The organism is Rubrilithobacter danxiaensis (assembly GCF_047272945.1).
GTDB classification, from domain to species: domain Bacteria; phylum Bacteroidota; class Bacteroidia; order Sphingobacteriales; family Sphingobacteriaceae; genus Rubrolithibacter; species Rubrolithibacter danxiaensis.
In genome coordinates this window covers 225127-249586 of record NZ_JBKOPS010000005.1, presented here as the reverse complement: position 1 = coordinate 249586, position 24460 = coordinate 225127, and the positions used below count along the sequence as shown (strand labels likewise).

Here is a 24460-nt window from a genome sequence, read left to right as displayed (position 1 = left end):
CAATCTCAAATTTCTGGCAATCTGTAGTTTACACAACAACTTCTTTTTATCTCTGTTTAAAGAATTAAAAAAGGTTAACAAAAGGGCGTTAGGTCTGTTTGTATGAGGAAGTAAATATATACAGTCATTAATTAGAAATTTATGGCGGAAAACACAGAAGATAAATCTTTAGTCTATAAAATGGATGAAAAGCCTCCGATTGGCAGATCCATAATTTATGGCTTTCAGCATATCTTTGCCATGATCCTGGGGAGCATAACTACTGCTGTAATTATAGGAACAACAGTCGGCTTAAACACTTCACAGATAGCATTGCTGATCGGTTATATCAATGTGGCAGTTGGAATAGCGACTATTATCCAGGTAACATTAGGGGTACGCCTGCCGACTATTCAAGGTTCTACATCAGGTCATATACCAGCCTATCTCGCCTTAGGCTCTTTAGGTGTTTCCCTCTATTCCGATCCGCTGCTCACTATGCAATACCTGGGCGGCGCTTTGCTGATCGGAGCGATATTTCAAGCCAGTCTGGGTTTTTTTAATGTCCTGAAATGGGTAAGCCGGTTTATTTCACCCATGACGGTGGGAATTATCATTATGATGATTGGTCTTGGTCTATGGCCCGTCATTACGGAATTTATTGGAGGGGCCTGGCATTATGCCATAGTTGTCATAGCGTTAGTGATCTTTTTTAGTTTCACCTTTGGAGTCATGGTCAAAACTATGTCTTTGTTTCTGGCCGTAATCATTTCTTATGGAGTCGCCATTTTGGGAACCTGGCTGGAGTGGTTTCCCGAAAAACATTTTATGTTTGTGAATCTGCAGACCATAGCGGAAAGCAAGTGGTTCACATTCCCCGAGTTGTTTCCCTGGGGTGCTCCGAAATTTAATCTGGGATTCATTTTTGCGATGTCTATCCCTTATTTAACAGCATCGCTTGAATCCTTTGGAGACTACATGGCACTCTCAAAAGTAACAGAAACGGACCCTCCTAAAATAAAACGTATCAGCCGGGGGATTGCCGCCGAAGGGGCAGGCAGTATAATTTCCAGTGTTCTGGGAGGAAGTGCCACATCCACATTTTCTCAAAATATTGGCGTAATCAGGCTAAGCGGTATTGCCAGCCGTTTTGTTTGCGTAGTAGCGGGAATTATATTGCTTTTTATCGGTATCATAGGAAAGTTAGGTGCATTTATGGCAGAGATACCGGAAGTCATTCTCGGAGCTGTCTATTTAACGGCATTTGGTATTTTGGCCATGACGGGCTTGGAACTGATATTAAGGGCTAAAATAAATATATCACGGAATCAAATTCTAATTGGAACTTCATTGATGTTAGGATTATCTCTGCCGTCTTATATGAAAGAAAATCCCATTGAATTGGAAAATACTTCCTTGATGGTATTTATCAATGTCGTATTAGCCACACCGATGCTGGTATCCGGTCTTTGGGCCTTCATTCTCGATAATATTTTACCGGGAACTCCTGAAGAAAGAGGTATGAAAGGCTGGCTTGCAGAATCTTCCCGTTAAGGCAAGATCTTAAATGCCCATATGTTTTAACGACAAGTTAGGTGCTTATTAACTCTGCAAATTAATGATAATATGTGCCACATATTCATAAGCCAATATTATGTGAATCGAATTTATAATCAGCTCTGCATATCTGAATGGAGCAACAGTTAATTTTTTTCTGAACCACTTTTAAGCCTGACATCTGTCATAAATGCTGCTGTTATTTAGAAGGTCTGTTTTTCCCATAGTTACTTTCCGTTTGAAACCCAAAGCTTAAAAAAATCAACAAGTCTGAATTTTACTTGTTTAGCGGATATGAGAAGTAGAAGAAAACTTTGGATTGCCGGTGCATTCATTCTTGCAGGCGGATTCCTTGTCCGTTTTGCCTGGGCTACTTATACTGATCCATTCAGTGTGGTTATAATTATTTTGGGCGCCATTCTGTTTCTGATTGGCATTGCCATTTTTGCTGTCAATTTCCGAGAGTGATTTTAGCAACTGGGAGACGGCAAAAGATTGCAGAATGACAAAATCCGGAATATTGAAAATCATTCCGGATTTAAAATAAAAATCAGATCTTTTTCTGATTAACTTTCCATTGGTTCTTTACTGGCCTGATAATTTATATTATCTTTTGCAATTCGGGTTAGTAATTCATCGGCTTCTTTTTCCTCGTTCAGCGTTTGCACCAGAATCTCTACCGCATCAGCAAATCCTAGCGTTTTGGCAAGCGTTGCAAGCCCTCCATAAGTTGCTATTTCATAATGTTCTGCTTTTTGACCGGCAAAAATGAGACCTACGTCTCTTTGCGCAGTACCTTCTTCGGTTTCATCAATAATGTCTTCTCCTTCATCAACTATTCCGGCCATAGCAGGGCACTTTTGAGTGTCAGCTTCTTCACCAACAATATTAAATACACTTTCAAGACGGCTGACATGTGTTTTAGTCTGCTCCAGATGATTGCTAAAAGCATCTTTGAGCTGCTGCGTTGTTGCCGCTTCCTGCATTTTAGGTAATGTTTTTACCAGTTTCTTTTCTGCCCAATAAATATCTTGTAACTGGTCTATAAAAAACTCTTTTAGTTTTGAATCATTGGCATTCATTGTTTGTGTTTCCATAACGTAAGATGATTTTAGAGTTATTAGATGTGATTTATTAATGGCTTTAAAAGCCGGGAGATTTTCAAAAAGTTAATTTAGGAAGTCTTATGATACTGACTTTTCTCTCTTATCTTTTGCTTTTCTTTCCTGCCCTTATCTAAAGTTCAGCAATGACACTATCTTTATTTTGTGTCTCCTGCGTTTCTTTATCTTTATTCCTCTCAGTAGGAGCGGGTTTCTTTAACGAATCAGTATCCCTAGGCAGAATCATTTTCTCTCCCGAATTTGCCTTTTCTTTTGCATCCATAGTTAGCACGAATAATTTAAAATTAAACTTTCTGTCTCTGCTACTGATCAGGATTGTCTCTTAACTCAGCTTTGGTTGCATAAACTTTATGACCTTTATTGTTTATATAGTAATATTTAGAATGTTTGTCTATATACACAGTTTGTCCCTGCGGGCCTACTTTATCTTTGAATGTTTTATCGGCAACTTTCGCTGCCGCATTCGCTGCTGCTTCAGCAGTTTTATTCCCAACCGTATCTGCAGATCTTCTAATATCCTGTCCAACTGATGAGGTATCCTTTGATGAAGTATCTTTTTTGTTTTGAGCATAGCTAGTTTCGGATAATCCGATTACCGCTGCACAGATTGCAATTCCTATTAACTTTTTCATGGCAATTATTTATTAGGGCAACAGATCGCTTCCTGATAAGTTCTTAAAAAGATTTAATTATATACCCTTTAGATAAAGGACTTAAAATGAGTGATAACGATACAATTTTTACTTATACTTCAAGCTGCTTATCCACTGCTTTACCAATAGTTTCTATATCATTAGGCATCAGACAGGTTTCATCTTTTGCATACCAGTTATCATTTGCCTTATAAAGCACTCCAATCTGTTTTCCATCCTGACATACTTCATATTCGAGCTGTTTTGGATCAATCTGTTTCACTTCAACTTCGTAAAGGGCATCATCTATAGTTGCCATAACTTTTAGTGTTTCCATAAGTAAACAATTAATTTATCTGAAATAAACTTCTGCAATTAGTACCTGTCCTTTGATAGAAATGTTTAAATTTTCTTAAACTCTTTGCAGGTATCTAAAGTATTTTCAGAACATGATGCTGCAATTCCTTGATCTGCTATTTACCGTACTTCACCTTGTTATAATCCTGTTCAATTTATTTGGCTGGATATGGGCATCAACAAGGAAGTGGCATTTTATCTGCATTTTAATTACAGCCGGATCATGGCTGATATTGGGTATCTGGTATGGTTTAGGATATTGCCCGCTAACAGAGTGGCAGTGGCAGATCAAAGAAAAACTGGGAGAGGAAAATTTACCGAATTCCTTTATCAAATATTTTATTGATAAACTGACCGATGGAAATATAAGTAGTTCTTTAATTGATACGCTGACCGGAATATTCTTCCTTGTTGCCGCTCTGCTTTCAATATATATGAACTTTATAAGAAAAAAGAAGATGTAAGTTGGATATGGTGTTTTATTGCTTGTAAATCGGCATTCTATTCCCTGAAAGCATACATTTTTATCCTCGAAAATATACAATAGGAGCCAGCAGTATAATAAAAAAGGGTTTTGGTATTACGCCAAAACCCAATGAAGCTTCTTTGTTTTCCTTCGTCGGTATTAACCGGATCAGGTTCTATGGGTATATTCTCAGGTTTCCTAAAAACCACCCCTAAGAATGCCTCATACTTTAATGCCGTAAAAATCATGCCATTTTCAAGTGAAAAAACAAGTGTTTTTATTTTAGATGAGCGTGGAGATTAAGTCTCAGCCACAGTGATCAAATGTTTATTAAACCATTCGGCAGCCAGGCTTGCTACTTCTTCCAGCTTACCTGGCTCTTCAAATAAATGACTGGCGCCGGGTATAATTCTAATCTCCTTTTCAACCCGTAATAATGAAAAAGCATGTTCGTTCAATTGGATCACTTCACCATCCAATCCGCCAACAAGGAGTAATGTTGGCGTTCTTACTTCCTGAAGTACCTGTCCTGCCAGGTCAGGCCTTCCTCCCCGGGACACTACTGCCCGGATTATATTTCCAAGAGCAGCGGCAGCTTTAAGTGTTGCAGCGGCTCCGGTGCTTGCACCAAAATAGCCTACGCTTTGATCCGCGGTTTTCGGTTCCTGCTTTAGCCAGTCGGTAACCTTTACCAGCCTGTCTGTCAGCAGTTCTATATTGAAGCGAGTGGAATAATCCTGATCTTCCTGAACAGTAAGAAGATCAAATAGTAAGGTTGAAAAACCACCTTGCTGAAGCACCTCTGCAACATATTTGTTTCTGGAGCTAAGCCTGCTGCTTCCACTGCCATGGGCAAATACAACAAGGCCTTTAGCATGTTCTGGTGTTGAAAGATCTCCTGCTAATGTTATTTCATCCAGAGGTATCCGAACTTCTTCTTTAAATTGATAATTAATCATGGTAGTTATTATTTATTAATGAAGATTGTTTGAAAGATATAGCTGAGTTATTATTTAATTTGAATGCACTGTTTTAAGCTGAGCAAGAGCGGTAAGTTTAAGGCTCAGGGCATGTAATTTTTTCCTGGCATCCGGATCGTAAGCCTGCTGTTCTTTTGAAGGCTGATGATGGTCAAAATAAACTCCGGAAGTATGTTCCGTTTCTGACGAGGTTACCACAGTCTTACTCGTTCTTAAAAAAGAGAATTATAACTTTTTATCTCTCGGTATCGGCCACAAAAAATCTTTGATTTTAGCAGCAAATGCGACACTTTAGGTACAACCTTAGCTAAATAGAATGGTTTAATAAAATTCAAGTAAGGAGAAATAAAACTGTTAGAATATTTTCCTGAGATTTAAAAGAAGAAAGCTCTGTTCTTTTGAATGTTCGAAAGAAGGAAAAGAATCATCCTTTTATAGAATTATTTAGTCTGCTGATTTTCTGATCCATCTTTTTTAGGTATTGTCCGAAATACAACATCCCATATTACCGAACTTACTCCAAATCCTTTTTCAGGATATTTATAATGGTGTAAATTAGGGGGAGGAAAAGCATGAATGGCATAGTGCCTAGAAACATAAATTAAATAACCTGTAACAAAGCCAGGAAAACAAATGAAAGCATAATTACCAGTTCCGGTTAACAGATAGGATAATCCGAAAAATAAACTAAAGAGAAGAAAGGCAGCAATCATACTAGGCACAGGCGGCATGAATAATCGTTGTTTGTCCCTGGGATATTCGTGATGATTTCCATGAAAGATATAAACTATCCGAAGTCCTAATTTACTCGTTGCCTCATAATGAAACAAGTACCGGTGTGCTATATACTCACACAAAGTCCAGCTAAGCATTGAAATAAAAAACAGGCCTGAAATAAAAGCGGCAGAAAAACCAAGCTCGCTATAACTGTAAAAAAGCAAAAAAGCACAAAGAGGGATGTAAATAGAGTAGATAATCCAGGGCCGGGTTTTGGTTAAGCTTTCAAGAAAGCTATTTTTAAATAGCTGTGCTTGTCCGGTATTATTGATTTTTTCGAAATGCATAAATTATTTCTTTATAATCACTTGCCAGTCTTCAGGTTTTTGTAATAAATTAAAGCCTACATCATTTGGAAGACGATTGATAGTTAAGTTACAATTACTGCTATTCAATGTCAGATCGCTGATATGAAATTTTTCGAGATATTCCGGCAAGAGTGGCCTGTCGAAGGTAATAGTTTTAGTTAGTACGTTAATATCAATTCGTAAGCAAGCTTGCAATAACATAAATACCACGGCCACTGACCAGGCTTGCGGAGAGCAGGCTACCGGATAATCTGTAGGACCTATACCCGCCTTGCGATTAAAACCGCAATACAGTTCTGGCATTCGTTGAAGCTCGATAAATAAAGAAGCTTCAAATATAGCCTTCATGATTTTAAGCACATGATCCTGAAAACCATACAAAGATAATCCGTAGGCAATTAAGGCATTATCATGCGGCCATATCGATCCGTTATGATAAGACATCGGATTGTACCTCTCTTCGTTGGCAGAAAGTGTTCTGATACCCCAACCGCTAAACATATCACTGCCTAATAGAACATCCGCCAGTTTCTTCGCTTTATCTTCATCTGCAATTTGTGTGAATAAGCAATGCCCGGCATTGGAAGAGATAACTCTGCATGGACGCTTCTGGCCGTCAAGCGCCAGTACAAAGCAACTTAGTTCGTCGTCCCAAAACTTCGCGTTAAAGTTTTTCTTCAGCGTTTCGGCATCTTCAAGCAATTGTTTAGATAAGTCTTCTTCAACAAACACTTTTGCCAGTTTACCGGCATAACATTTGGCACTGTACACATAACCCTGAACTTCGCATAAAGCAATAGCAGGCTCAGCCAGATGGCCGTCTTCGTACATAATAGAGTCAAAGGAATCTTTCCAGCCCTGATTGGTAAGTCCGTTTTTTGCTTTATGCTTATATTCTACAAAACCATCACCGTCCAGATCTCCGTATTCATCAATCCATTTAACTGCATCTTTAATATTTGCCCATATCTTCTTTATGAATTCCAGATCGGCGGTGCGTTCATAATACATTCCTGCCAGCATCACAAATAAAGGGGTGGCATCAATAGTCCCGTAATACTGTTTAAAAGGGACTTCGCCGGTATTTGCCATCTCGCCCGTACGGGCTTCATGAAGGATTTTGCCAGGCTCTGCATCTTTTTCCGGAATAAGTTCTGTCGCCTGATTACGGGCAAGAAATAATAATACATCCCTGCTTATCTCTGGTGCCAGCCATAAAGTTTGAATTGCAGTTATTAATCCATCACGGCCAAAAGGTGTATTATACCAGGGTACACCTGCATAAGGATATTTGCCTTGCTGTGTTTGAGCAAGCAACGAAAGAAGATCAACCTGTGAGCGCTTTATCCAATGGTTAAACTGTTCGTTGGAGGTAAGAATGGTTGCAAAAACCGAGCGGCTGTTATTTAATTCAGACTGGATTGATTTTTTGGCTTCCAAGTAGCTGGTAGTAGATTTGGGCCTGTCGCCAACAATAAAATGTATGCAATAACGAATAACAACAGGTTTATTTGGACTAAGTTTGATAGAAAAACGGGCTTGGTTCCCTTTTAAAGTATAATCCGCTTCCGAAGTAAAATAAATTGAAGTCTGCCTTTTTATGCCATCAAGCCCCTCGTATTGCAGCTTACAACAATTGTCATGATCATCACGAATTACCTTATTAACATCTACCTGCCTTTGTATTCCTCTTATCTCAAACAGATCTTTAAAATCGCCGTCAAAAGACAATGTAAGTTCAAAAGAACATTCCTTTTCACCATAAAATATGCAGGCTATTTCTTCATAATAAGCGCTTTCGCGGATGAACTGATTTCGGGAAATATGAATGGTATTATCAAGTATATTACAAGTTTCTAAAAATGGATTAGTAAGATCAACAGCAAGAATATCATTTTCTTCTTTGATAGCACTACTTAGTAAAAGCGGTTTTTTTCCATTAATAGCTAATACCAGCCTATTAATAAATCGTGTTCCTTCATGATAAATGCCCTGCACCATCTTTCCCTGCGGATATATATTTCCCCAGCGATCAAAAATGGCGAAGGTATTCGAATGATTAAGTACGTTTACCCGTTCATCTGAATTTACGGCATCAGCCGAAATATGAAATTTATCATCTAATGGTTCGATTAATTCTTCAGCTTGCATAGTCATAGTTTTAAGGAAGTTTCAGACAACATTTTTCATTCCATTTTTATTTAAAGATGGACTTATAGTAAGCGGCTTTAACCGTCCGTTTCTTTCATAAGTATTATTTTGAATGATTAAAGAATATAGATCCAGGTAACTTTTTGCCATTATTGAAGCTGTAAATCTTTTCTCAAAAGTACTTCTAACCTTTTCACGTGATATCAGAGGCACTTTTAATACAGATTTGAGAGCTTCCTCAATTGAATGAACGATAAAACCACTTTCAGCTTCATCAATCACCTCAGGAACAGAGCCGTTTCCAAAAGCAATTACAGGCGTTCCGCAGGCCATTGATTCTATCATTACCAATCCGAAGGGCTCCGCCCAATCGATTGGAAAAAGCAGTGCTTTCGCTTTGCCTAAAAAATCTGTTTTCTGAGTTTCATTTATTTCGCCGACAAACTCAATCAGGGGATGATCTAACATGGTTTTGATCTGATGCTCAAAATAATATTCATCTACCTTATCTACTTTGGCTGCTATTTTTAGCTTACTGTTCGAAGCAATAGCAATTTCTATCGCCCGGTCAATTCCTTTCTCAGGTGAAATCCTTCCCAAAAAGGCAAGATAATCGCCCTCACCATTTCCAGCATAATGAAGATTGACCGGCAAGCCGTGATATACTGTACCTATCCAATCAGCCTGAGGCAAGGGTGCTCGCTGACTATCGGATATTGAAATTACTTTTTGCGAAGAAAATTTATTATAAACAGACTGCAAGTCAGGAATATCCAGCCTGCCGTGCAAGGTAGTTACACAGGGTGTATTCAATTTTTGTGAAAATGGAAAATGAAGATAATCGGTATGGAAATGAATAATATCAAATTCATTTGCTCTTTCAATTACTTCCTGCATCTGAACAATATGGTGGGCAAGCGGATCAACGCAGGCCTGACATAATCTCAGGCTATCATTCACGTTGGCTATTAACTTCGCATTTGTAACCGAATCGCCGGAGGCAAATAAAGTTACTTCATGCCCTTTTTTAACTAATTCTTCAGTCAAATAATGAACTATTCTTTCGGTGCCTCCATAGAATTTTGGGGGAACTGATTCATATAAAGGCGCTACTTGTGCTATTTTCATTAGTGTAGATTTGTTTTTTAATGGCAATGAAGCGATCATGTGCTGGTTGCTTTTCATTCATTATAGCTGATGTGCTTGCTGCACATGATGGTCTCATTGTTTTTCTATAGGTATTTGTCGTGTTCTTCATTTTTATCCAATCGACACATTCATGGATAGGAACGAAGAGTTGTGGAGTATTTTAGTATGCCAATTCTTCTCTGGTTTTACTTACCATTCATTTTTGCCATTCTTCAGCTTTCTTTAACAACTTTAAAAGTTGTTCATCAGAAAAATCTCCAAAGGTTTCATAAACCTGCCCTACCGCATAAAAATCGAGAGGTTGTACTATCACTTCAATTGCATCTGCTTCATTCAAATGAGGATCAAACCGAGTTCCGGACACAGGGGTGGCCAAAATGATTTTTCCGGCCTCTTTTTTCTTGCAAAGCTTAATAACGGGTACCAGTGTTACTCCGATAGCAATACCATCGTCCACCAGTATAACTGTTCGCCCTTTCATGTCGGGCAAAGGTTTTCCATTTCGGTATTTCTCAACCCGCCGATTAACTTCTTCTATCTGCTCTTCAATTATTTGATTAATAACTTTGGGTTCCAACGCTTCTTTCCCATGTTGTGAAACATACACTGAATAATCTTCAGCTATTGCTCCGAATCCATATTCTTCATGTCCGGGGAAAGGCAGTTTTTTAGCTACAACGAGACATAATTCAGCAGCCAGTTGTTGAGCCACATAGTAGGCCACTTCTACGCCTCCGCGTGGAATACCAAGTACTATCGGGTTAAGGTCTTTGTACTTCGGTTCAAGAAGGAGTGCCAATTCTTTACCTGCATCCTGCCTGTTTTTAAAAAACCTGTCATTCTTCACACTATACATAACTCCAAAATTTGAGTACATCCAATTATGCCGAATCAGATTAACAATCTCTTTATTTCTAACCTGATGAAAAATGAAAAGTTTAGAATTAATGAAGATTAACGCAAGGGCTGGTAGAGCCTGTAAATGAAATAAAAGATTAAACAACAGCTGTTTTAGCCTGTTAACGAATAAGGGCACGGGAAAAAATCCGGTAAAAAAAGAAAATGACTGCTGAAAAGGATAAACGAAAGGAATTAATAAGCTTTATTGATAAAAAAGCTTTTGATGTGATATTGCATACATCACCTGATAAGTTTAAAGGAAACGACAGAGAGAATTTTGAAGAAATTTTGAAAAAGACAGAGAATGAGAAAAAGAAGTTTCATGATGTTTATAAATCTGCCGAAGAGGTGAAGGAAAACTTTCTGGATAATACACATTCCAAACCTGCTCAAAAATTAAATAAGGAACTGGAGCATCTTGGATTGCCAACATTACCTCAAATCAAGGATGAGTTTGTGGAGCTTTGCAGAAAGCTGGATATTTGAATTTTTGCGATACCATAAAACGTCTTTCAACTTTCTCCTGGAAACGATTATTATTCCAATAAAGGTAGTTCGACCATAAAGACCGATCCCTGGCCTTGCCCTGAACTTTCTGCCTTTATGGTTCCCTGATGAGCTTCTACCAATGTCTTCACGATTGACAGGCCTAATCCGGTAGCGGTTTCTCCGCCTGTTGGCCGAGCGCTTAGTGTTGTAAAGCGCTGAAACAATTGCTGTTTATCTTTTGCCGTCAGGCCGGGGCCTTCATCTTTCACTTCAATAATTGCTTTTCTATCCCTGCTGCTTACTTTTACTAAAATATCCTTGCCGTTAGGAGAATATTTTATGGCATTATTAATTAAATTATCTAGTATTTCTGCCATCTTGCTTTTATCGCCTATTACCCATAGCTCGTCTTCAATGGTGAGATTTAGCTTTTGATATTTATTTTCTGCAAGCGACTGATTTGCGATTACTACCTGCCTGGCCAGATCAGCTAAATCCAGCTTTTCTGAACGCAATTTAACCTTACCGGCTTCCAAACTTGCCGCTTCCAGTAATTCGTTAATGGTCCGGGACATTTTTATGCCGGCTTCCTTTATCTGATCGCACAACAGATCAATAGAATCAGGATCACCTTTTTTTCTTTTAATCAAATCAGCACGTACAGGTATAGTTGTTAATGGATTTTTAAGGTCATGAGCAGTAATATAAAGTATCTGATTTTGCCGGGTAATTGTAGTCCTGATAGCCAGACGAAGCTCCATCTGATCCATAACCGTATCTGCCAAGTCCTGTAAAATTTCTTTTTGAAATTCTGTCAGATGCCTGGGATTTTTATCAATAATACATAATGTTCCTAAATTATATCCATCTTTAGTTTTAAGTGGTGCAGCGGCATAAAATCGCAAACCGAATTCCCCGGCTACTAAAGGGTTCGCCAGGGTACGTGGATCTTTAGCAGCATCTTCCACCAAATAAACTTCGCCGGATAAAATAGCCGAAGCACATAAACCGGGATCACGGTCAATTTGTGAAGCATCTATTCCATAGCGTGATTTAAACCATATTCTGTCTGTATCAACCAGGGAAACAATAGCGATCGGAACATCAAGCAATTTTGACGCTAACCTTGTGATCCGGTCAAAACTTCCATCAGGAGGTGTATCAAGTATGTTGTAATGTCTTAATGCTTCTATCCTTTCTGATTCTTTTTTACTTAAGATCTCGTTAGCATTTTCCATTAGCTTTGTTTTTCATAGAGTATTCCTTGCTTTATAGGCGTTATACAAATCTATTTAATTTATAGGAGAATTAAAATAGGGCAAGCAGCAACGATGACTGAGGATAATGTTATACCAGAAAGTTTGCATTTTGAAAAATGGTTCACGACTATCAAAACGATAACTTTTAAATACCCGTTCGTTAGGGGCTATTCAATCGCTCTATTAAAATTCCGCAGAGCAAGGTGGCACAGTCCTTGTATCTAAAATTATTAACCTGTTTAAAGTTTTCTCGCAAAGATTTGACTCCGAATTTTTTATCAATCTCCAGCAATTTTATAAAAGCTTTCAAAATTAAATACTTACAAAAAAACTTCAAACAGATTCAATCTATAAAGCCAACCAGAAAGATGAAAAAGATACTAATGATATTGACGTCTCACAGCGAGATGCAAAACACAGACAGAAAAACAGGGCTGTGGATTGGAGAATTTACCGACCCTTATTATGAGTTCCTGGACAAAAGCTATGAGGTCACTTTGGTAAGTCCGAAAGGGGGCGAACCACCAATTGACCCTTTAAGCGCAGTAACCGAAAACATTACGGCTTCCAACCGCAGGTTTCAGGATGATGAAGCAGCCCAACAGAAATTTAAAAACACGCAGAAACTGGAAACAGTAAACGTGGCCGAATTTGATGCGGTATTCATTCCGGGGGGACACGGCCCGATATGGGACTTAGCAGCAAACGAAACAAGCGGCAGAATAATCCTTGATTTTTTGGCGCAAAATAAACCCGTTGCAGCAGTATGCCATGGTCCAGCAGCGCTGATTAAAGCCGCAGAACTTCAGCCGGGTTTATTGAATGGAAAGCGGTTAACCGGATTTTCCAACGCAGAAGAATCATTGGCTTTTCTCGACGACAATGTGCCTTATAAATTAGAAGACCGCCTGAAAGAATTAGGGGTAGACTACCATACCGGACTTATTCCTTATACCTCACATGTAGAAGAAGATGGGTTATTAATTACAGGTCAAAATCCTTTGGCGGCAGGACCTACGGCAAAAGCCTTGATAAAAGCATTGGAGGGAAATGCTTCTAAATAAAAGAACAGCCGCGAACAGGAATATTGCTGCAAGCGCCGGGCGAACATAGCTCAGCTTTTGGATCACTATTTAGGCTGGATGTTCACTATTGAACTTTGTAGTAACCATTTAGCAATATATCTTTAATCATCTGTAGTTCGGGGGCGACCGAACACGGAATACCCCACCCCAGTAATACCTGTCCGTTGTACACAAAAACCAAGCTTTTAAACTATTTGCTACTTGCCATAATAACACCGCAACCTATTCTGCTACCAGAATTACCGCTTGGCTGAGAGGTATAATCATCTACACCTGAATGCACAATCATTCCTCTGTTAAGAATATTTGTTTTTTCATCTCCTCCAATGGTCCACCGGTTGGTAGAAAGAGTTAGCTCTCCGTGTCCTTTATCATCCAATTTAACATTTCCTATATCACCTGAATGATAAGAGGATGAATCCCACTTTCCGTGTTTTTCATTAGTCGGATTCCAATGCCCATGGGCACCTTTTCCCGCATCGCCACAATCGCCATGTTCATGAATATGTACTGCAACAGTTTTATTAGCCAGCGAAGGAAAATCTATCTTTAAATTCATTTCTACAGTACCATCGTCTTTTTGGCGAAAATCTGCACTTCCTCTGCCTGTAGTATCTGATTTGGTAGCACTGATGTCAGCATGTGCCTCCATTGCAGTAGCAGCGGCATTATTATTTCCTGTATTGATCGTATCCGTGTCCCGGCTGGTGTTAGTTGTATTATTGCTGTTATTACACGCTATACATGCCAATAACCCAAGATTAATTGTCAAGGTTAATAAATTGTTCTTTTTCATGCCAATAGAATTAAAGATTTACTAATCATTGCATTCCTCCATTTAACAGATATATAAATCTTAAGTTTTTTTAATACTAAGGAACTAATTTAAAACTTATTAAATCAACAGGAATTATCTTTTTTATTCTCATTGCTGCTTTGATATTCTTATCAAGCTTTCCTTCCAGAGGCTCATTGATCGGAGTCTTTTGCAACACTGATATTAGTATCTATTGAATCAGTAGTTACACTGGATGCAGAATCTATTGAATCTATCGCATCGCGGGTTGAATCAGGCGTAGGAACAGAATCTGAATCAGGATTTTTGTTTGGATTTGAGTTACAAGCAAGTAATAAAATTATTGTAAAGACAACATAACCTAATCTAAGTTCCTTTTTCATTTTATATGATATATTAGTTCTATTACCGCGACTAGGGTTCTGGCCCGCTATTTCCTGTAAGATTTCTTTTCCTGATATCAGCTTCTTTTTTCTGAAGGAGCAGTTTCTCAGCATCACGCTCGTCGGACACGTTTTCAGGATTTTTACGATCTTCCCATGTTTGTTCTTTATTATCTGAAGAAGGGCTGATTGCTTCGCCTATTGCTCGTACAAAATCCGGATCTACCGTATCATTATGCCTTACTTCCCACTTTCCATCCTGTAATGTAATAAAAATAGAATCACCTGCCGGCATTTTCACAGACCATCCGGGTTCGGTATCATTCTCGGAAGGATTTGCTTCAAGCTTCAGCAATTCATCTATTTTAGGGTCTTTTACTTTAATTTCCATATGTAGTATTTATTTAAGTAAAGATATTTGTGCTGATTTCTGCTGTTTGAGATGGATTATCAATCTAAACTTTCTGCTATATTTTTGAAGTCCGAAAAACTAATTTCCAAATTAGAAGGTAAATAAAGATTTCCCGTTTCTTTATCTCTATAAATATTTAGGGTAAGATCACTTAGCCTTATCTTAATTTCCTCTAATTTTTTATTTCTCGAAATAGAGAGGCCTTGCTTCGATTCGAATAAAGAGAGATTAAATGTTTTCACAATAATTTATTTAGTCTTGCTGAGAATTATTCAAGGTCTACTAAGAATAGACATTCTTTTAAATTACTTCCATTTCGGTTAAAAGTTTTTAAATTATTCATATTAAATTTAACATAACTCTCAGTTACCTTATTCAAAAAGAAGTTCGTTTTGTAAACTATAAGAGAAATGTTTAATTCATTTTTTATTTTTTAAGAACCTAACGTTAACAAGTCTGTTAAAAGAACAGCCTATAACCCTTGTTGCAATTCTTCACTTTAAGGAGGAGAAAGATAATGTCTTCCTCCTCCTTATTCCCAAACTAAACTTTCACTGGAAACTAAAACTATGAAGGGAAAGTAGGCGCAAGAGCAGATTAGATGGGAAAAAACAAGGCTGACTCTTAACCTGTAGAATAGTCAGTATTATGGATAATTGTGAATTTTCTAAGTGTTCGTAATTACTTTTCTGATAACCCTTTTACCACAAAAACTTCTTTGTAAAGGAAGGTGAAGTTTTTATGTTTACCTTTGTAGAACCTATAAATCATACAGCTCTTTTATCTGGAGTTTATTATTTAATAAGACCAATTAATGAATTTATGGATAAGCGTATTCTAATAGTTGATGATGATCCTGATATTCTGAATGTTCTTAAAGAGGCTTTTCAATATGAAGAATATGAGGTAAAAGCCTTGGACAGTGTTGATAATATAGTTAATGTCCTTAATTCATATCAACCTGATCTTATTCTCATTGATTATATTCTCAACGGAATTAATGGTGGTGAAATATGTCATCAGATTAAGACAATGCGTGAGTATCAGAATATTCCTGTTTTTCTAATGTCTGCTTATCCAAAAGTAATCCTATCACTGGGCACTTATAACGCGGATTTTCTGGTTGAAAAACCCTTTGACCTATATGAGTTGCTTAAAAAGGTTGAAGAGAAAATTACAAGTAAACAAAACTCTTTGAACCAGTAAGGCCAATTCGCCTGGTCATAATCTCAGTGGTAACTCCTGTCAATACGCATACCGCTATATTGTTCAACCCGCTTCTTCCAGGGCTACGCCTATTTGTTCAAGAAGACCTGAATCCACTTTATGATCGTCTAAAGATCTCCAGCCACCATATTTATTAGCTATGAAAAAGCTGGAACCAAACTGGCAGAGTATTCGATATCCTTGCTCGTCATGAAATTTTTCCGGCTTTGCCTCGAACTTAAAGGCATTCCGGTTGATGGATCTGTTATCGAATATTCCATATGCTAAACGTTGCTTCCGTCAAAGATAAAACAGCAGCGAAGTTTTCTTTTCCCTGCTGCTCTAATCTCTATTTCTCAATTTACATTTCCATAAGTTCAGCAATTTCAGGAGTTAGTTGACCCTTAACGTGCTCCATTTCCCCCTGAGATACACAATTTCTAATTACCCGGAATACCGCAGGGGCTTCTTCTTTCGGATTACTGCCAAAATCTATTTCAGCAGTCCTTGTTTCATTTGAAATTTCTTTCAGAAATTCATGCAAAGTGGAAGAGTCATTCCGTTTTTTTGAAATATTCCATTCGTTCACATACATTGCTTTCAAAGCCATTGGCAGCTCGGATATCAGGTGCATAGATTCTTCAATGGTAATTCTGTCCCTTAATCCATGAAAAACCGCCTGTGTTACTCTGAAGGCATGTTCCATATCATCTGATGCTCCCAACTCTGTTGCCACTTTCTTAAGAAAACATTTCCTTCCTGTGCATAATTTTCAAAATGCGCTTCCATAATACCTCCTGTTCTTAATGATTAAATTAGTTTTTTGACTTGTAAGATTTTAAAATTTTGCAGCTCTTTTTAAAAGCTATCTCCATTTTTTAATATTCAAAAGGATAAGTTTCAGGCACTTTATGTCCCTCCGGCCGCATGTGTAAAGGATGTAATGCTTTCGTTTTATCAATATAAACAAATGCATCATACCGGGAGTTCAATACGGTTGGAACATAATTGCCATATTTTTCATGGGCCGGATTATATACCACACCTATTGCCCGATGGGGCATTATCTTTCTAAAACGTTCGTTCTTGTTGTTTCTATTAAAGATCAATAATTTATCTTCGGCAGATTCATTGTGCAGTATTTCTTCAACACTTCCCGGACGGGCATCCGGAACGTACATACTTTCCATTGGCGCCCCCCAGTTCTGGCCTGCAATCACTCTGCCTGAATAAGAGCCAAAACCTACCAGCACCGTATCATTCTCACCTTTTTGTTCCCGCACCAATTGCCCTACATTAATATCACCGGATTTTGCCATATCAGTATAACGGGCATCGCCGATATGTGTATTATGTTCCCAAACTATGGCTTTAGCTTCTGTGCCATGAAACTTCAGTATCCGGTTAAGCGTTTCCATCATATGTGTATCGCGAAGATTCCAGGTATTCACGTTAATGCCAATCATATTGCGGTAATACCGCTCGGCATTTACTGCAATTTCAGCATTCTGCTCTACATTTAACGCAGCTTCCGGATCATGATCGTACACCGGTGCTTTCCTGCGAATTTCCGTCAGCAGCTGAAGTACAGCTTCCTGGCAGGATTGGTCCATCGAATACTGCGCCCGGGCATAACGATGTTCGTCTTCGCCGTAAGGTTCAAAACATTGGATGGCATTTCTGGCGTATTCGGCAGCTTTAGGATCATGCTTGGAAAGATAATCCATCAGCGCTTCCATCGATTCCCAAAGGCTGTACACATCTAACCCGTAAAAACCCACTCTTTTATTAGCCGGGAGATTAGTATTGTACTCCTTCAGCCATTCGATCAATCCAACTATCTCCCAGTTTGCCCACATCCAGGTAGGCCAGCGGTCGAATGTTTTTAACAGCTCAACAGCCTTTTTATCCTGATCCGCATAGCCTTTAATAAAGCGGTTAATCCGGTAACAATCCGGCCAGTCGCCTTCTACAGCAATAAAATTGAATCCTTTCTCCTGAATCAGCCTTTTTGTTATCGCAGTCCGCCATGTATAATATTCATGCGTTCCGTGAGAGGCTTCTCCCAGCAATACATGACGTGCGGCTCCAATTCTCTCCATCAAAGGATTCAGATCGTTTTTATTTTTCAGGCTATAAGTTCTTTCACGATTTTCATCTAAAACCGCTGTTCCCTGATCAGCATAATTTCTTCCAGCCATTGTAATTCCTCCTGTTAAATCCTGTAATTTCAACTTACCCTGTTAGTAATTGTTTAGGTTTTTTGAAGAAATGGAAGGAGAAGAAAAATCAAGATATAATTCCAACAAAATTTGTGTTCATTGTATGTTATTGATAGTGCATTCCTGTTTTCTCTATAATAATTTTATCAATTTCAGGAGATGATACCGGTACTACTTTATCCGACTCAAGCGCTTCATCATTATTTAGATATGGTTCCAATAATGTAAAAGGGTGTTCTCCTAAATTTTCTGAACTCAGATCCTTCGAATAAGTAAGCTTTACAAAATTATATCCTGTTTCAATCCACTGCTGCTGTATGTCTCGGGTAAATAAATGAAGTTTCATGATTCTGATTTTTAATATTGATTTATATTAGGAAAAAGACATGCTATACTGTCCGATTTTGATACTTATTACGCTAATTCAACTTGCCTGAAATTCAAAAAGTTTAGATTTTATTTAAAATTCAGGTATAAGGTATATAACTGTGTGATGCGGTCTCTTGAAAACTATACAAGAAGCTATACGAACGGCGATTCAACAGGCTGAAGAATGGTTTTACGAATCAGAAGGATAATAAAAACTATCAAATAAATTTAGGAAGTCTTGATTTTATTCGACAACAATTGTTATGGTATAAGAAGTAACAATTTAGAAACAAAAACATTCTGAATTTTGTATTTATTTGCACAGTAAATTAGCTTAATGAAGAAAGCATTGGCAATATGTTTTGTGGCATTTTACCTGTTAGTTGCAACAGGTATGTTTGTTTGCATTGTTCATTGCGCTGCTGAGTCTTTTCTATTCGGAATAATAACCGCTCATGCCGAACAAAAGGACTCGGATCATTATGCTAAAAGCGGTTCTGACCATCACGATTCTACGGAAAAGCACAACTCTTCATCTGAAAAGAAAAAAGATTGTACAGGAGAAGAAGACTGTTCTTGTTGTGACCAGCACGGCACTTATATTATCAAAGAAAATATAAGCCCGACTTTTAACCTCAAAGTTCCTCAAGTTTTACTTACCGGCTATCAACCTGCATATTTTAACTATACATTCTTAAATAAAAATATAGGACTGTTTGATACATGGCCAGAAAGCCATGCCCCTCCGGGTAAAAACAATCAGCCTATTTATATAAAAATACGTTCCCTTCTGATTTGATTATTCATGCTATTTTCCTGTAATTCTACAGGAGCAGATTTCTTTTATCCCTATAAAGAATTAATAGCTTGATAATTTTCCATGATACTTCATATTAAAAATATGGTTTGCAGCCGTTGCATAATGGTTGTAAGCCAGCAGCTTGAAAATTTAGGTTTTGAGGTTTGTAATATCTCTTTAGGAACGGCTGAAATCCTTCCTGATCCGGATGAGCAGACACTGCTAAAGGTCTCCTCTATACTGGAAGTTCTGGGATTCGAACTCATTCGCCGGGATAAGGATTGGACTGTAGAACAGATTAAAAATCTGATTATTGGATCAATCCACCATTCCGATTTGGCAGAAACCCATATTCCTTTTACTGAATTAATCTCTTCAGAATTAAATAAAGATTATACCTATCTAAGCCGGCTTTTCTCAGAATCTGAGAATATAACCATTGAAAAATTTGTTATTCAGCAGAAGATTGAAAAGATAAAAGAACTGCTGGAATACGGTGAATTGAATATAAGCGAGATTGCCGACAAAATGGGATACAGCAGCAGCGCTCATCTCTCCGCCCAGTTTAAAAATGTTACCGGCTTTACACCTCGTCAATTTAAATCATTGGAACAGGCTAATCGTAAACCAATAGATAAGATTTACACCGGAAATTAAGGAAAACTAAGATTTACCACTATGAATGCGAAAACAATTTCAAAAATTCGAACAGGCTTTATCACTGTCCTTTGTGTAGGAAACAGCCTGGCAGCAAGTGCGCAGCATGAACACCAAATGCCCGATAAGAGCGACACAACTAAGCACCATCAGATGATGCAGGATTCATTGCAAAAAATATATCATGATCAAATACATGACCGGCCGCAGGATGAAATGAATATGGAGCATATAGATCATGCTGGTATGCAGGGCATGCAAATGAATATGGATGTTCCGATGAATCATGCTTATTCTTTAAATCTTCCTATGAGCAGGAATGGCTCAGGTACAGCATGGCTTCCAGACGCATCACCTATGTATGGGATAATGCTGCATTCTAAAAAATGGATGTATATGCTGCACGGCAATATTGATCTTCGCTATACTAAGCAAGATCTTACCGATAAAGGCTCACGAGGAGATGAGAAATTTGATGCGCCAAACTGGTTTATGGCAATGGCTCAACGAAAGGTTGGAAAAAACGGCCTCTTTCACTGGAATGCGATGCTTTCTTTAGATCCGTTAACCGAAGGTGGGTTTGGCTATCCCTTACTTTTCCAATCCGGGGAAAGCTGGAATGGTGTACCTTTAGTAGACCGGCAACACCCGCATGATCTTTTTTCAGAGTTATCAGTCAGCTATTCTCATGCTTTCTCTAAAATATCTGACCTTTCCTTTTATCTGGGATACCCGGGGGAACCTGCTATTGGTCCAGTAGCTTTTATGCACCGTCCATCGGCTCTTTCTAATCCGGATGCCCCAATCTCGCATCACTGGACGGATGCTACTCATATCACTTTTGGTGTAGCAACTATGGGGTTCCGGTATGATAAATTTAAACTGGAAGCTTCTTCCTTTACCGGCCGTGAACCGAATGAAAACCGTTACAACTTTGATAAACCCCGCTTTGACTCCTGGAGTGGAAGGCTTTCATTCAATCCTTCTAAAAACTGGGCACTGCAGATATCGCAGGCATATATAAAAAGCCCGGAAGAACTACATGCAGATGAAAATGTAAACCGTACTACTGCATCGGCAATATACAGCCTTCCATTTGGCTCGGAAAAGTGGCTAAATGCAACTGCCTTGTGGGGACTAAATAAAACCAAAGGGCATGACGGAGAAAATGCGGCATTGCTTGAAGCGGATTTACGGTTACAACGATTTGCATTATATACACGTTATGAGTGGGTGCAGAAATCGGTTGAGGAACTTAGTCTGGATGAAAGTACCTATGGCGAAGACACCTTATTTCCCGTGAATGCGATAACCCTTGGATTTAATTACGATCTCTTTAATCTTGGGCCGCTTCGTCTGGCCGGAGGAGGCCAAATGACTCTCTATGATGCTGATAATCGTCTTGATGTATTATATGGAAAAAACCCACTGGCAGGAGAAGCCTTTCTCCGGCTGTATCCAAAACTTATGAAAATGAATCATTAATTAACAAACATCTAATATTTAAAACTATGAAAAACATCTTAAAAATTTTAGCAGTCAGTGCCTTTTTAGTTTCATCCAATGCTTGTACGAAGGATGACGACAACAAAATTACTATTCAGGATCACGATAAGAATCAAATGATGAATTTAATGCATCAGATGATGGATAAAATGATGGCTATGCAGATGACTAAAGATCCTGATAATGATTTTGCAATGATGATGAAAACACATCATCAGGGAGCTATTGATATGGCAAATCTTGAACTTCAAAGTGGAAAAGACTCCCAATTAAAAACAATGGCACAAAGTATAATTGAAAGCCAGCAGGCTGAAATTACTCAGTTGGATGCTTTTCTTCAGGCACATTCACCACACCTGAATGATCCGAATTTTGATCAAATGATGATGATGGGAATGGATAAAAGCGGTAAGGAGGCCGATTTGCAGGTTATTAATGGGAATATTGATCACGATTTTGCCATGTTAATGATTGGTCATCATCAAAGCGCCATTGAAAATTCACGTTTGGAATTGCTGCATGGCCATGAAGAAAGCATGAAACAAATGGCAACAAAAATCATAGCTGAACAGGAAAAAGAAATATCAGAATTACAGGACTGGCTCTTAGCGAGAGGCCATAAATAAACAAATGTCTATCTATAAAAACAACATATTATGTCACATCAACAGTATCAAAACTGCATTGACGCATGTTATGCGTGCGCAGTAGCCTGCAGCCATTGTGCTTCAGAATGTTTAAAAGAAGAAAAGGTTCAGGACTTGAGAAGATGCATCCAGTTGGATTTGGAATGCGCTTCCATTTGTAAATCAGCAGGCGATTTGATGAGCCTGGGAAGCAGTTTCAGCACTCATATCTGCCGTGTCTGTGCAGACATCTGTAATGCCTGCGGCGAAGAATGTGAGAAGCATGCTCAAATGGGCATGGAACATTGCCGGGAATGTGCCGAAGCCTGTAGGAAATGCGCTCAGGCTTGCGAGGAAATGGCAACCGAAGTTTAATTTTTCAGTTTACACCGTCTGCTTTTGAATCTTTAGCAGGCGTTATTGGGAACCTGAAGACCGATCCTTTAAAATGGCATCAAAAAAATAAGCCGGATCCGTTTTCAAAGCTAAAAAAGCAGTATCCGGAAAAGAATCATCCTCATCCTAACTTTAATAATGAAGAAATGAAAAACGAAGAAAGCAGTCAACACTCTGAACACATGCATCAACATGGAGGAGGTATGGCATCCCGTGGAGTTACCAGGCCAATGATGATGGGGCAGCAAATGGATCAGGAACAGCAAGGAGAACACGGTTCGCATGAACAGCACGGGCAGGATCATAAAATGACTACGGAACGGCGGATGCAGATGCTGCACATGCATCACATGCAAACACTCTGGATCTACTGGATGCTGGTGATGCTGGGAATCTGGCTGATCCTGTCACCGCTTACTTTCAGCTATGGAAAAAGTACGGTAGATCCGAGCGGCGGGCGGGAATTATGGTTATCGCTTGCTGACCGGATCCGTTTTATGAAATGGAGCGACATCATCAGCGGGGTACTTTTGCTCTTTTTCGGATGGCGTTCACTGACACCGGACCGACCGGTCAGTGTCTGGATATGCTGCTTTATCGGTGTCTGGCTCAGTATAGCGCCCATTATTTTCTGGGCGCCTTCGGCAGGGGTTTATATCAATGATACTTTAGTAGGAATCCTGGTTATCTCGCTGACTATATTGATACCTGGAATGCCCAACATGATTATGTTTATGAAAATGGGTTCGGAAGTACCCGCAGGATGGTCTTATAATCCTTCATCCTGGCCGCAGCGCTGGATTATGATTATTTTAGGCTTCGCCGGCTGGTTGGTATCCCGTTACTTAGGCGCCTTTCAGTTAGGATACATTGATTTTGCCTGGGACCCTTTTTTTGGGGAAAGTACCCGGCAGGTGCTAAATTCTGATATGTCACAATCCTTACCTGTATCCGATGGCTCATTCGGCGCTTTGGCTTATACTCTTGAATTTTTAATGGGTTGGATGGGCGGAACATCCCGCTGGCGTACCATGCCCTGGATGGTAGCCCTTTTCGGTATTCTTGTTATCCCTTTAGGCCTGGTACATATTTTCCTGGTGATTTCGCAGCCTGTTGCTGTAGGCGCATGGTGTACCATGTGTCTTTTAGCAGCCTCTATTATGCTTCCCATGATTCCATTGGAAGTAGATGAAGTAATTGCGATGGGGCAGCATATGGTGCTTGCCAAAAGAAGAGGCGATTCGCTTTGGAATGTATTCTGGAAAGGAGGAATGCCTATCGAACCGAATACGGACAAACGGTCACCTGAAATGATGGAGTTTCCCGCACAGCCGATAAAAATATTCAAAGCTTCTGTTTGGGGAATGAGCTGTCCGTGGACATTATTGGTTTCTGCAGTTATTGGAGTGTGGATGATGTTTTCTCCGGCTGTATTCGGAGTCAGCATCCAGGCTTCTGCAGCAAATATCAATCATTTGAGCGGGGCTTTAATTGTGGTGATAGCAGTAATATGTATGGGCGAAGTTTTGCGGAGAGGGCGCTTTTTCAATGTTCTTATCGGATTGATTGTGGCAGTTGGCCCCTGGTTCGTAAACGATAGTAACTTGACGCTTAATATTAACGGAGCTGCAGCCGGTTTTCTGGTCATATTACTGTCTATCCCTCGTGGGCCTAAGAAAGAGCAATATGGCCTTTGGGATAAATATGTTAAGTAATATCTTCTTTTGCTTTTAATCACATGTCAAAATTTAAACAAAGGATAAATTTAATTGTAATATAATTTATACACACTTCCGAGAAGTTATGAGAAAATTTACAGCAATTAGTATCGCAACTTTTTATCTCTTACTTAGTACCGGAATGTTTATTAGTATA

29 protein-coding genes and 1 riboswitch are annotated in these 24460 nt (G+C 38.8%); of the genes, 12 read left to right on the top strand and 17 right to left on the bottom strand.

The window, feature by feature from the left end; all coding sequences use genetic code 11:
* Positions 1–141 precede the first annotated feature (141 nt).
* Together ACLCDL_RS08400 and ACLCDL_RS08395 are read left to right on the top strand one after the other, a co-directional pair.
* Complete coding sequence (locus ACLCDL_RS08400) at positions 142–1533, top strand: uracil-xanthine permease family protein (RefSeq protein ID WP_423147837.1); 1392 nt, start codon at positions 142–144, stop codon at positions 1531–1533.
* A 297-nt stretch (positions 1534–1830) separates the two neighbouring features.
* Positions 1831–2004 carry a hypothetical protein gene (locus tag ACLCDL_RS08395; protein WP_423147836.1) on the top strand — a complete coding sequence of 58 codons (174 nt, stop codon included), beginning with the start codon at positions 1831–1833 and terminating at the stop codon, positions 2002–2004.
* Positions 2005–2102: 98 nt separating this feature from the next.
* On the opposite strand, the gene ACLCDL_RS08390 is transcribed toward ACLCDL_RS08395, so the two are convergent.
* From ACLCDL_RS08390 to ACLCDL_RS08375, 4 genes are all read right to left on the bottom strand, one after another.
* Positions 2103–2633: a YciE/YciF ferroxidase family protein gene (locus tag ACLCDL_RS08390; RefSeq protein WP_423147835.1), complete on the bottom strand. Its 531-nt coding sequence runs from the start codon at positions 2631–2633 to the stop codon at positions 2103–2105.
* 139 nt (positions 2634–2772) lie between these two features.
* Entirely contained in the window at positions 2773–2922 is a 150-nt protein-coding gene (locus ACLCDL_RS08385; RefSeq protein ID WP_423147834.1) for a hypothetical protein, read from the bottom strand.
* A gap of 40 nt (positions 2923–2962) precedes the next feature.
* A complete protein-coding gene (locus ACLCDL_RS08380; RefSeq protein WP_423147833.1) occupies positions 2963–3292 on the bottom strand; it encodes a hypothetical protein in 330 nt (109 codons plus the stop codon).
* A gap of 112 nt (positions 3293–3404) precedes the next feature.
* Complete coding sequence (locus ACLCDL_RS08375; RefSeq protein WP_423147832.1) at positions 3405–3629, bottom strand: hypothetical protein; 225 nt, start codon at positions 3627–3629, stop codon at positions 3405–3407.
* A 112-nt stretch (positions 3630–3741) separates the two neighbouring features.
* Here ACLCDL_RS08375 and ACLCDL_RS08370 point away from each other — a divergent pair, with 112 nt between their 5' ends.
* The gene (locus tag ACLCDL_RS08370; RefSeq protein WP_423147831.1) at positions 3742–4113 is read left to right on the top strand and encodes a DUF2784 domain-containing protein; all 372 of its coding nucleotides are present in this window, start codon (positions 3742–3744) and stop codon (positions 4111–4113) included.
* A gap of 130 nt (positions 4114–4243) precedes the next feature.
* Positions 4244–4338, bottom strand: a riboswitch (TPP riboswitch).
* A gap of 76 nt (positions 4339–4414) precedes the next feature.
* Here the strand turns inward: ACLCDL_RS08370 and ACLCDL_RS08365 are convergent.
* The 6 genes from ACLCDL_RS08365 to ACLCDL_RS08340 form a co-directional block, all read right to left on the bottom strand.
* On the bottom strand, positions 4415–5074 hold the full coding sequence (locus ACLCDL_RS08365; protein ID WP_423147830.1) for a dienelactone hydrolase family protein: 660 nt from the start codon (positions 5072–5074) through the stop codon (positions 4415–4417).
* A gap of 54 nt (positions 5075–5128) precedes the next feature.
* A complete protein-coding gene (locus ACLCDL_RS08360) occupies positions 5129–5293 on the bottom strand; it encodes a hypothetical protein (protein WP_423147829.1) in 165 nt (54 codons plus the stop codon).
* 242 nt (positions 5294–5535) lie between these two features.
* Entirely contained in the window at positions 5536–6159 is a 624-nt protein-coding gene (locus ACLCDL_RS08355) for a sterol desaturase family protein (RefSeq protein WP_423147828.1), read from the bottom strand.
* A 3-nt stretch (positions 6160–6162) separates the two neighbouring features.
* Positions 6163–8331: an amylo-alpha-1,6-glucosidase gene (locus ACLCDL_RS08350; RefSeq protein ID WP_423147827.1), complete on the bottom strand. Its 2169-nt coding sequence runs from the start codon at positions 8329–8331 to the stop codon at positions 6163–6165.
* 21 nt (positions 8332–8352) lie between these two features.
* Positions 8353–9516: a glycosyltransferase family 4 protein gene (locus tag ACLCDL_RS08345; RefSeq protein WP_423147826.1), complete on the bottom strand. Its 1164-nt coding sequence runs from the start codon at positions 9514–9516 to the stop codon at positions 8353–8355.
* A gap of 160 nt (positions 9517–9676) precedes the next feature.
* Positions 9677–10357 carry a phosphoribosyltransferase gene (locus ACLCDL_RS08340; RefSeq protein WP_423147825.1) on the bottom strand — a complete coding sequence of 227 codons (681 nt, stop codon included), beginning with the start codon at positions 10355–10357 and terminating at the stop codon, positions 9677–9679.
* Between the two features lie 185 nt (positions 10358–10542).
* On the opposite strand from ACLCDL_RS08340, the gene ACLCDL_RS08335 reads away from it, so the two are divergent.
* Positions 10543–10866 (top strand): hypothetical protein, encoded by a 324-nt coding sequence (locus ACLCDL_RS08335; RefSeq protein WP_423147824.1) that lies wholly within the window; start codon positions 10543–10545, stop codon positions 10864–10866.
* A 50-nt stretch (positions 10867–10916) separates the two neighbouring features.
* On the opposite strand, the gene ACLCDL_RS08330 is transcribed toward ACLCDL_RS08335, so the two are convergent.
* The gene (locus ACLCDL_RS08330) at positions 10917–12107 is read right to left on the bottom strand and encodes a GAF domain-containing sensor histidine kinase (RefSeq protein ID WP_423147823.1); all 1191 of its coding nucleotides are present in this window, start codon (positions 12105–12107) and stop codon (positions 10917–10919) included.
* A 389-nt stretch (positions 12108–12496) separates the two neighbouring features.
* Here ACLCDL_RS08330 and ACLCDL_RS08325 point away from each other — a divergent pair, with 389 nt between their 5' ends.
* Complete coding sequence (locus tag ACLCDL_RS08325; protein ID WP_423147822.1) at positions 12497–13192, top strand: type 1 glutamine amidotransferase domain-containing protein; 696 nt, start codon at positions 12497–12499, stop codon at positions 13190–13192.
* A gap of 211 nt (positions 13193–13403) precedes the next feature.
* On the opposite strand, the gene ACLCDL_RS08320 is transcribed toward ACLCDL_RS08325, so the two are convergent.
* From ACLCDL_RS08320 to ACLCDL_RS08310, 3 genes are all read right to left on the bottom strand, one after another.
* A complete protein-coding gene (locus ACLCDL_RS08320; RefSeq protein ID WP_423147821.1) occupies positions 13404–14009 on the bottom strand; it encodes a superoxide dismutase family protein in 606 nt (201 codons plus the stop codon).
* A gap of 173 nt (positions 14010–14182) precedes the next feature.
* Entirely contained in the window at positions 14183–14392 is a 210-nt protein-coding gene (locus tag ACLCDL_RS08315; RefSeq protein WP_423147820.1) for a hypothetical protein, read from the bottom strand.
* A 31-nt stretch (positions 14393–14423) separates the two neighbouring features.
* The gene (locus ACLCDL_RS08310; RefSeq protein WP_423147819.1) at positions 14424–14783 is read right to left on the bottom strand and encodes a hypothetical protein; all 360 of its coding nucleotides are present in this window, start codon (positions 14781–14783) and stop codon (positions 14424–14426) included.
* 762 nt (positions 14784–15545) lie between these two features.
* Between ACLCDL_RS08310 and ACLCDL_RS08305 the strand changes: the two genes are divergently transcribed.
* Positions 15546–16010, top strand: a complete 465-nt coding sequence (locus ACLCDL_RS08305; RefSeq protein WP_423147818.1) for a response regulator — start codon at positions 15546–15548, stop codon at positions 16008–16010.
* Positions 16011–16371: 361 nt separating this feature from the next.
* On the opposite strand, the gene ACLCDL_RS08300 is transcribed toward ACLCDL_RS08305, so the two are convergent.
* The 3 genes from ACLCDL_RS08300 to ACLCDL_RS08290 form a co-directional block, all read right to left on the bottom strand.
* Positions 16372–16746 (bottom strand): DUF2267 domain-containing protein, encoded by a 375-nt coding sequence (locus tag ACLCDL_RS08300; protein WP_423147817.1) that lies wholly within the window; start codon positions 16744–16746, stop codon positions 16372–16374.
* 142 nt (positions 16747–16888) lie between these two features.
* Complete coding sequence (locus ACLCDL_RS08295; protein WP_423147816.1) at positions 16889–18211, bottom strand: erythromycin esterase family protein; 1323 nt, start codon at positions 18209–18211, stop codon at positions 16889–16891.
* A 127-nt stretch (positions 18212–18338) separates the two neighbouring features.
* Positions 18339–18578 (bottom strand): hypothetical protein, encoded by a 240-nt coding sequence (locus ACLCDL_RS08290; protein ID WP_423147815.1) that lies wholly within the window; start codon positions 18576–18578, stop codon positions 18339–18341.
* Positions 18579–18938: 360 nt separating this feature from the next.
* Between ACLCDL_RS08290 and ACLCDL_RS08285 the strand changes: the two genes are divergently transcribed.
* The 6 genes from ACLCDL_RS08285 to ACLCDL_RS08260 all read left to right on the top strand — a co-directional run bounded on the left by ACLCDL_RS08285 (position 18939) and on the right by ACLCDL_RS08260 (position 24300).
* Entirely contained in the window at positions 18939–19400 is a 462-nt protein-coding gene (locus ACLCDL_RS08285) for an HYC_CC_PP family protein (RefSeq protein WP_423147814.1), read from the top strand.
* A gap of 81 nt (positions 19401–19481) precedes the next feature.
* The gene (locus ACLCDL_RS08280; RefSeq protein ID WP_423147813.1) at positions 19482–20057 is read left to right on the top strand and encodes a helix-turn-helix domain-containing protein; all 576 of its coding nucleotides are present in this window, start codon (positions 19482–19484) and stop codon (positions 20055–20057) included.
* 21 nt (positions 20058–20078) lie between these two features.
* The gene (locus tag ACLCDL_RS08275; RefSeq protein ID WP_423147812.1) at positions 20079–21542 is read left to right on the top strand and encodes a hypothetical protein; all 1464 of its coding nucleotides are present in this window, start codon (positions 20079–20081) and stop codon (positions 21540–21542) included.
* 26 nt (positions 21543–21568) lie between these two features.
* Positions 21569–22189 (top strand): DUF305 domain-containing protein, encoded by a 621-nt coding sequence (locus ACLCDL_RS08270; RefSeq protein ID WP_423147811.1) that lies wholly within the window; start codon positions 21569–21571, stop codon positions 22187–22189.
* Positions 22190–22219: 30 nt separating this feature from the next.
* Positions 22220–22564 (top strand): four-helix bundle copper-binding protein, encoded by a 345-nt coding sequence (locus ACLCDL_RS08265; RefSeq protein WP_423147810.1) that lies wholly within the window; start codon positions 22220–22222, stop codon positions 22562–22564.
* Entirely contained in the window at positions 22525–24300 is a 1776-nt protein-coding gene (locus tag ACLCDL_RS08260) for a vitamin K epoxide reductase family protein (RefSeq protein WP_423147809.1), read from the top strand. The genes ACLCDL_RS08265 and ACLCDL_RS08260 overlap by 40 nt, the downstream gene beginning before the upstream one ends.
* The last annotated feature ends 160 nt before the right edge of the window (positions 24301–24460 follow it).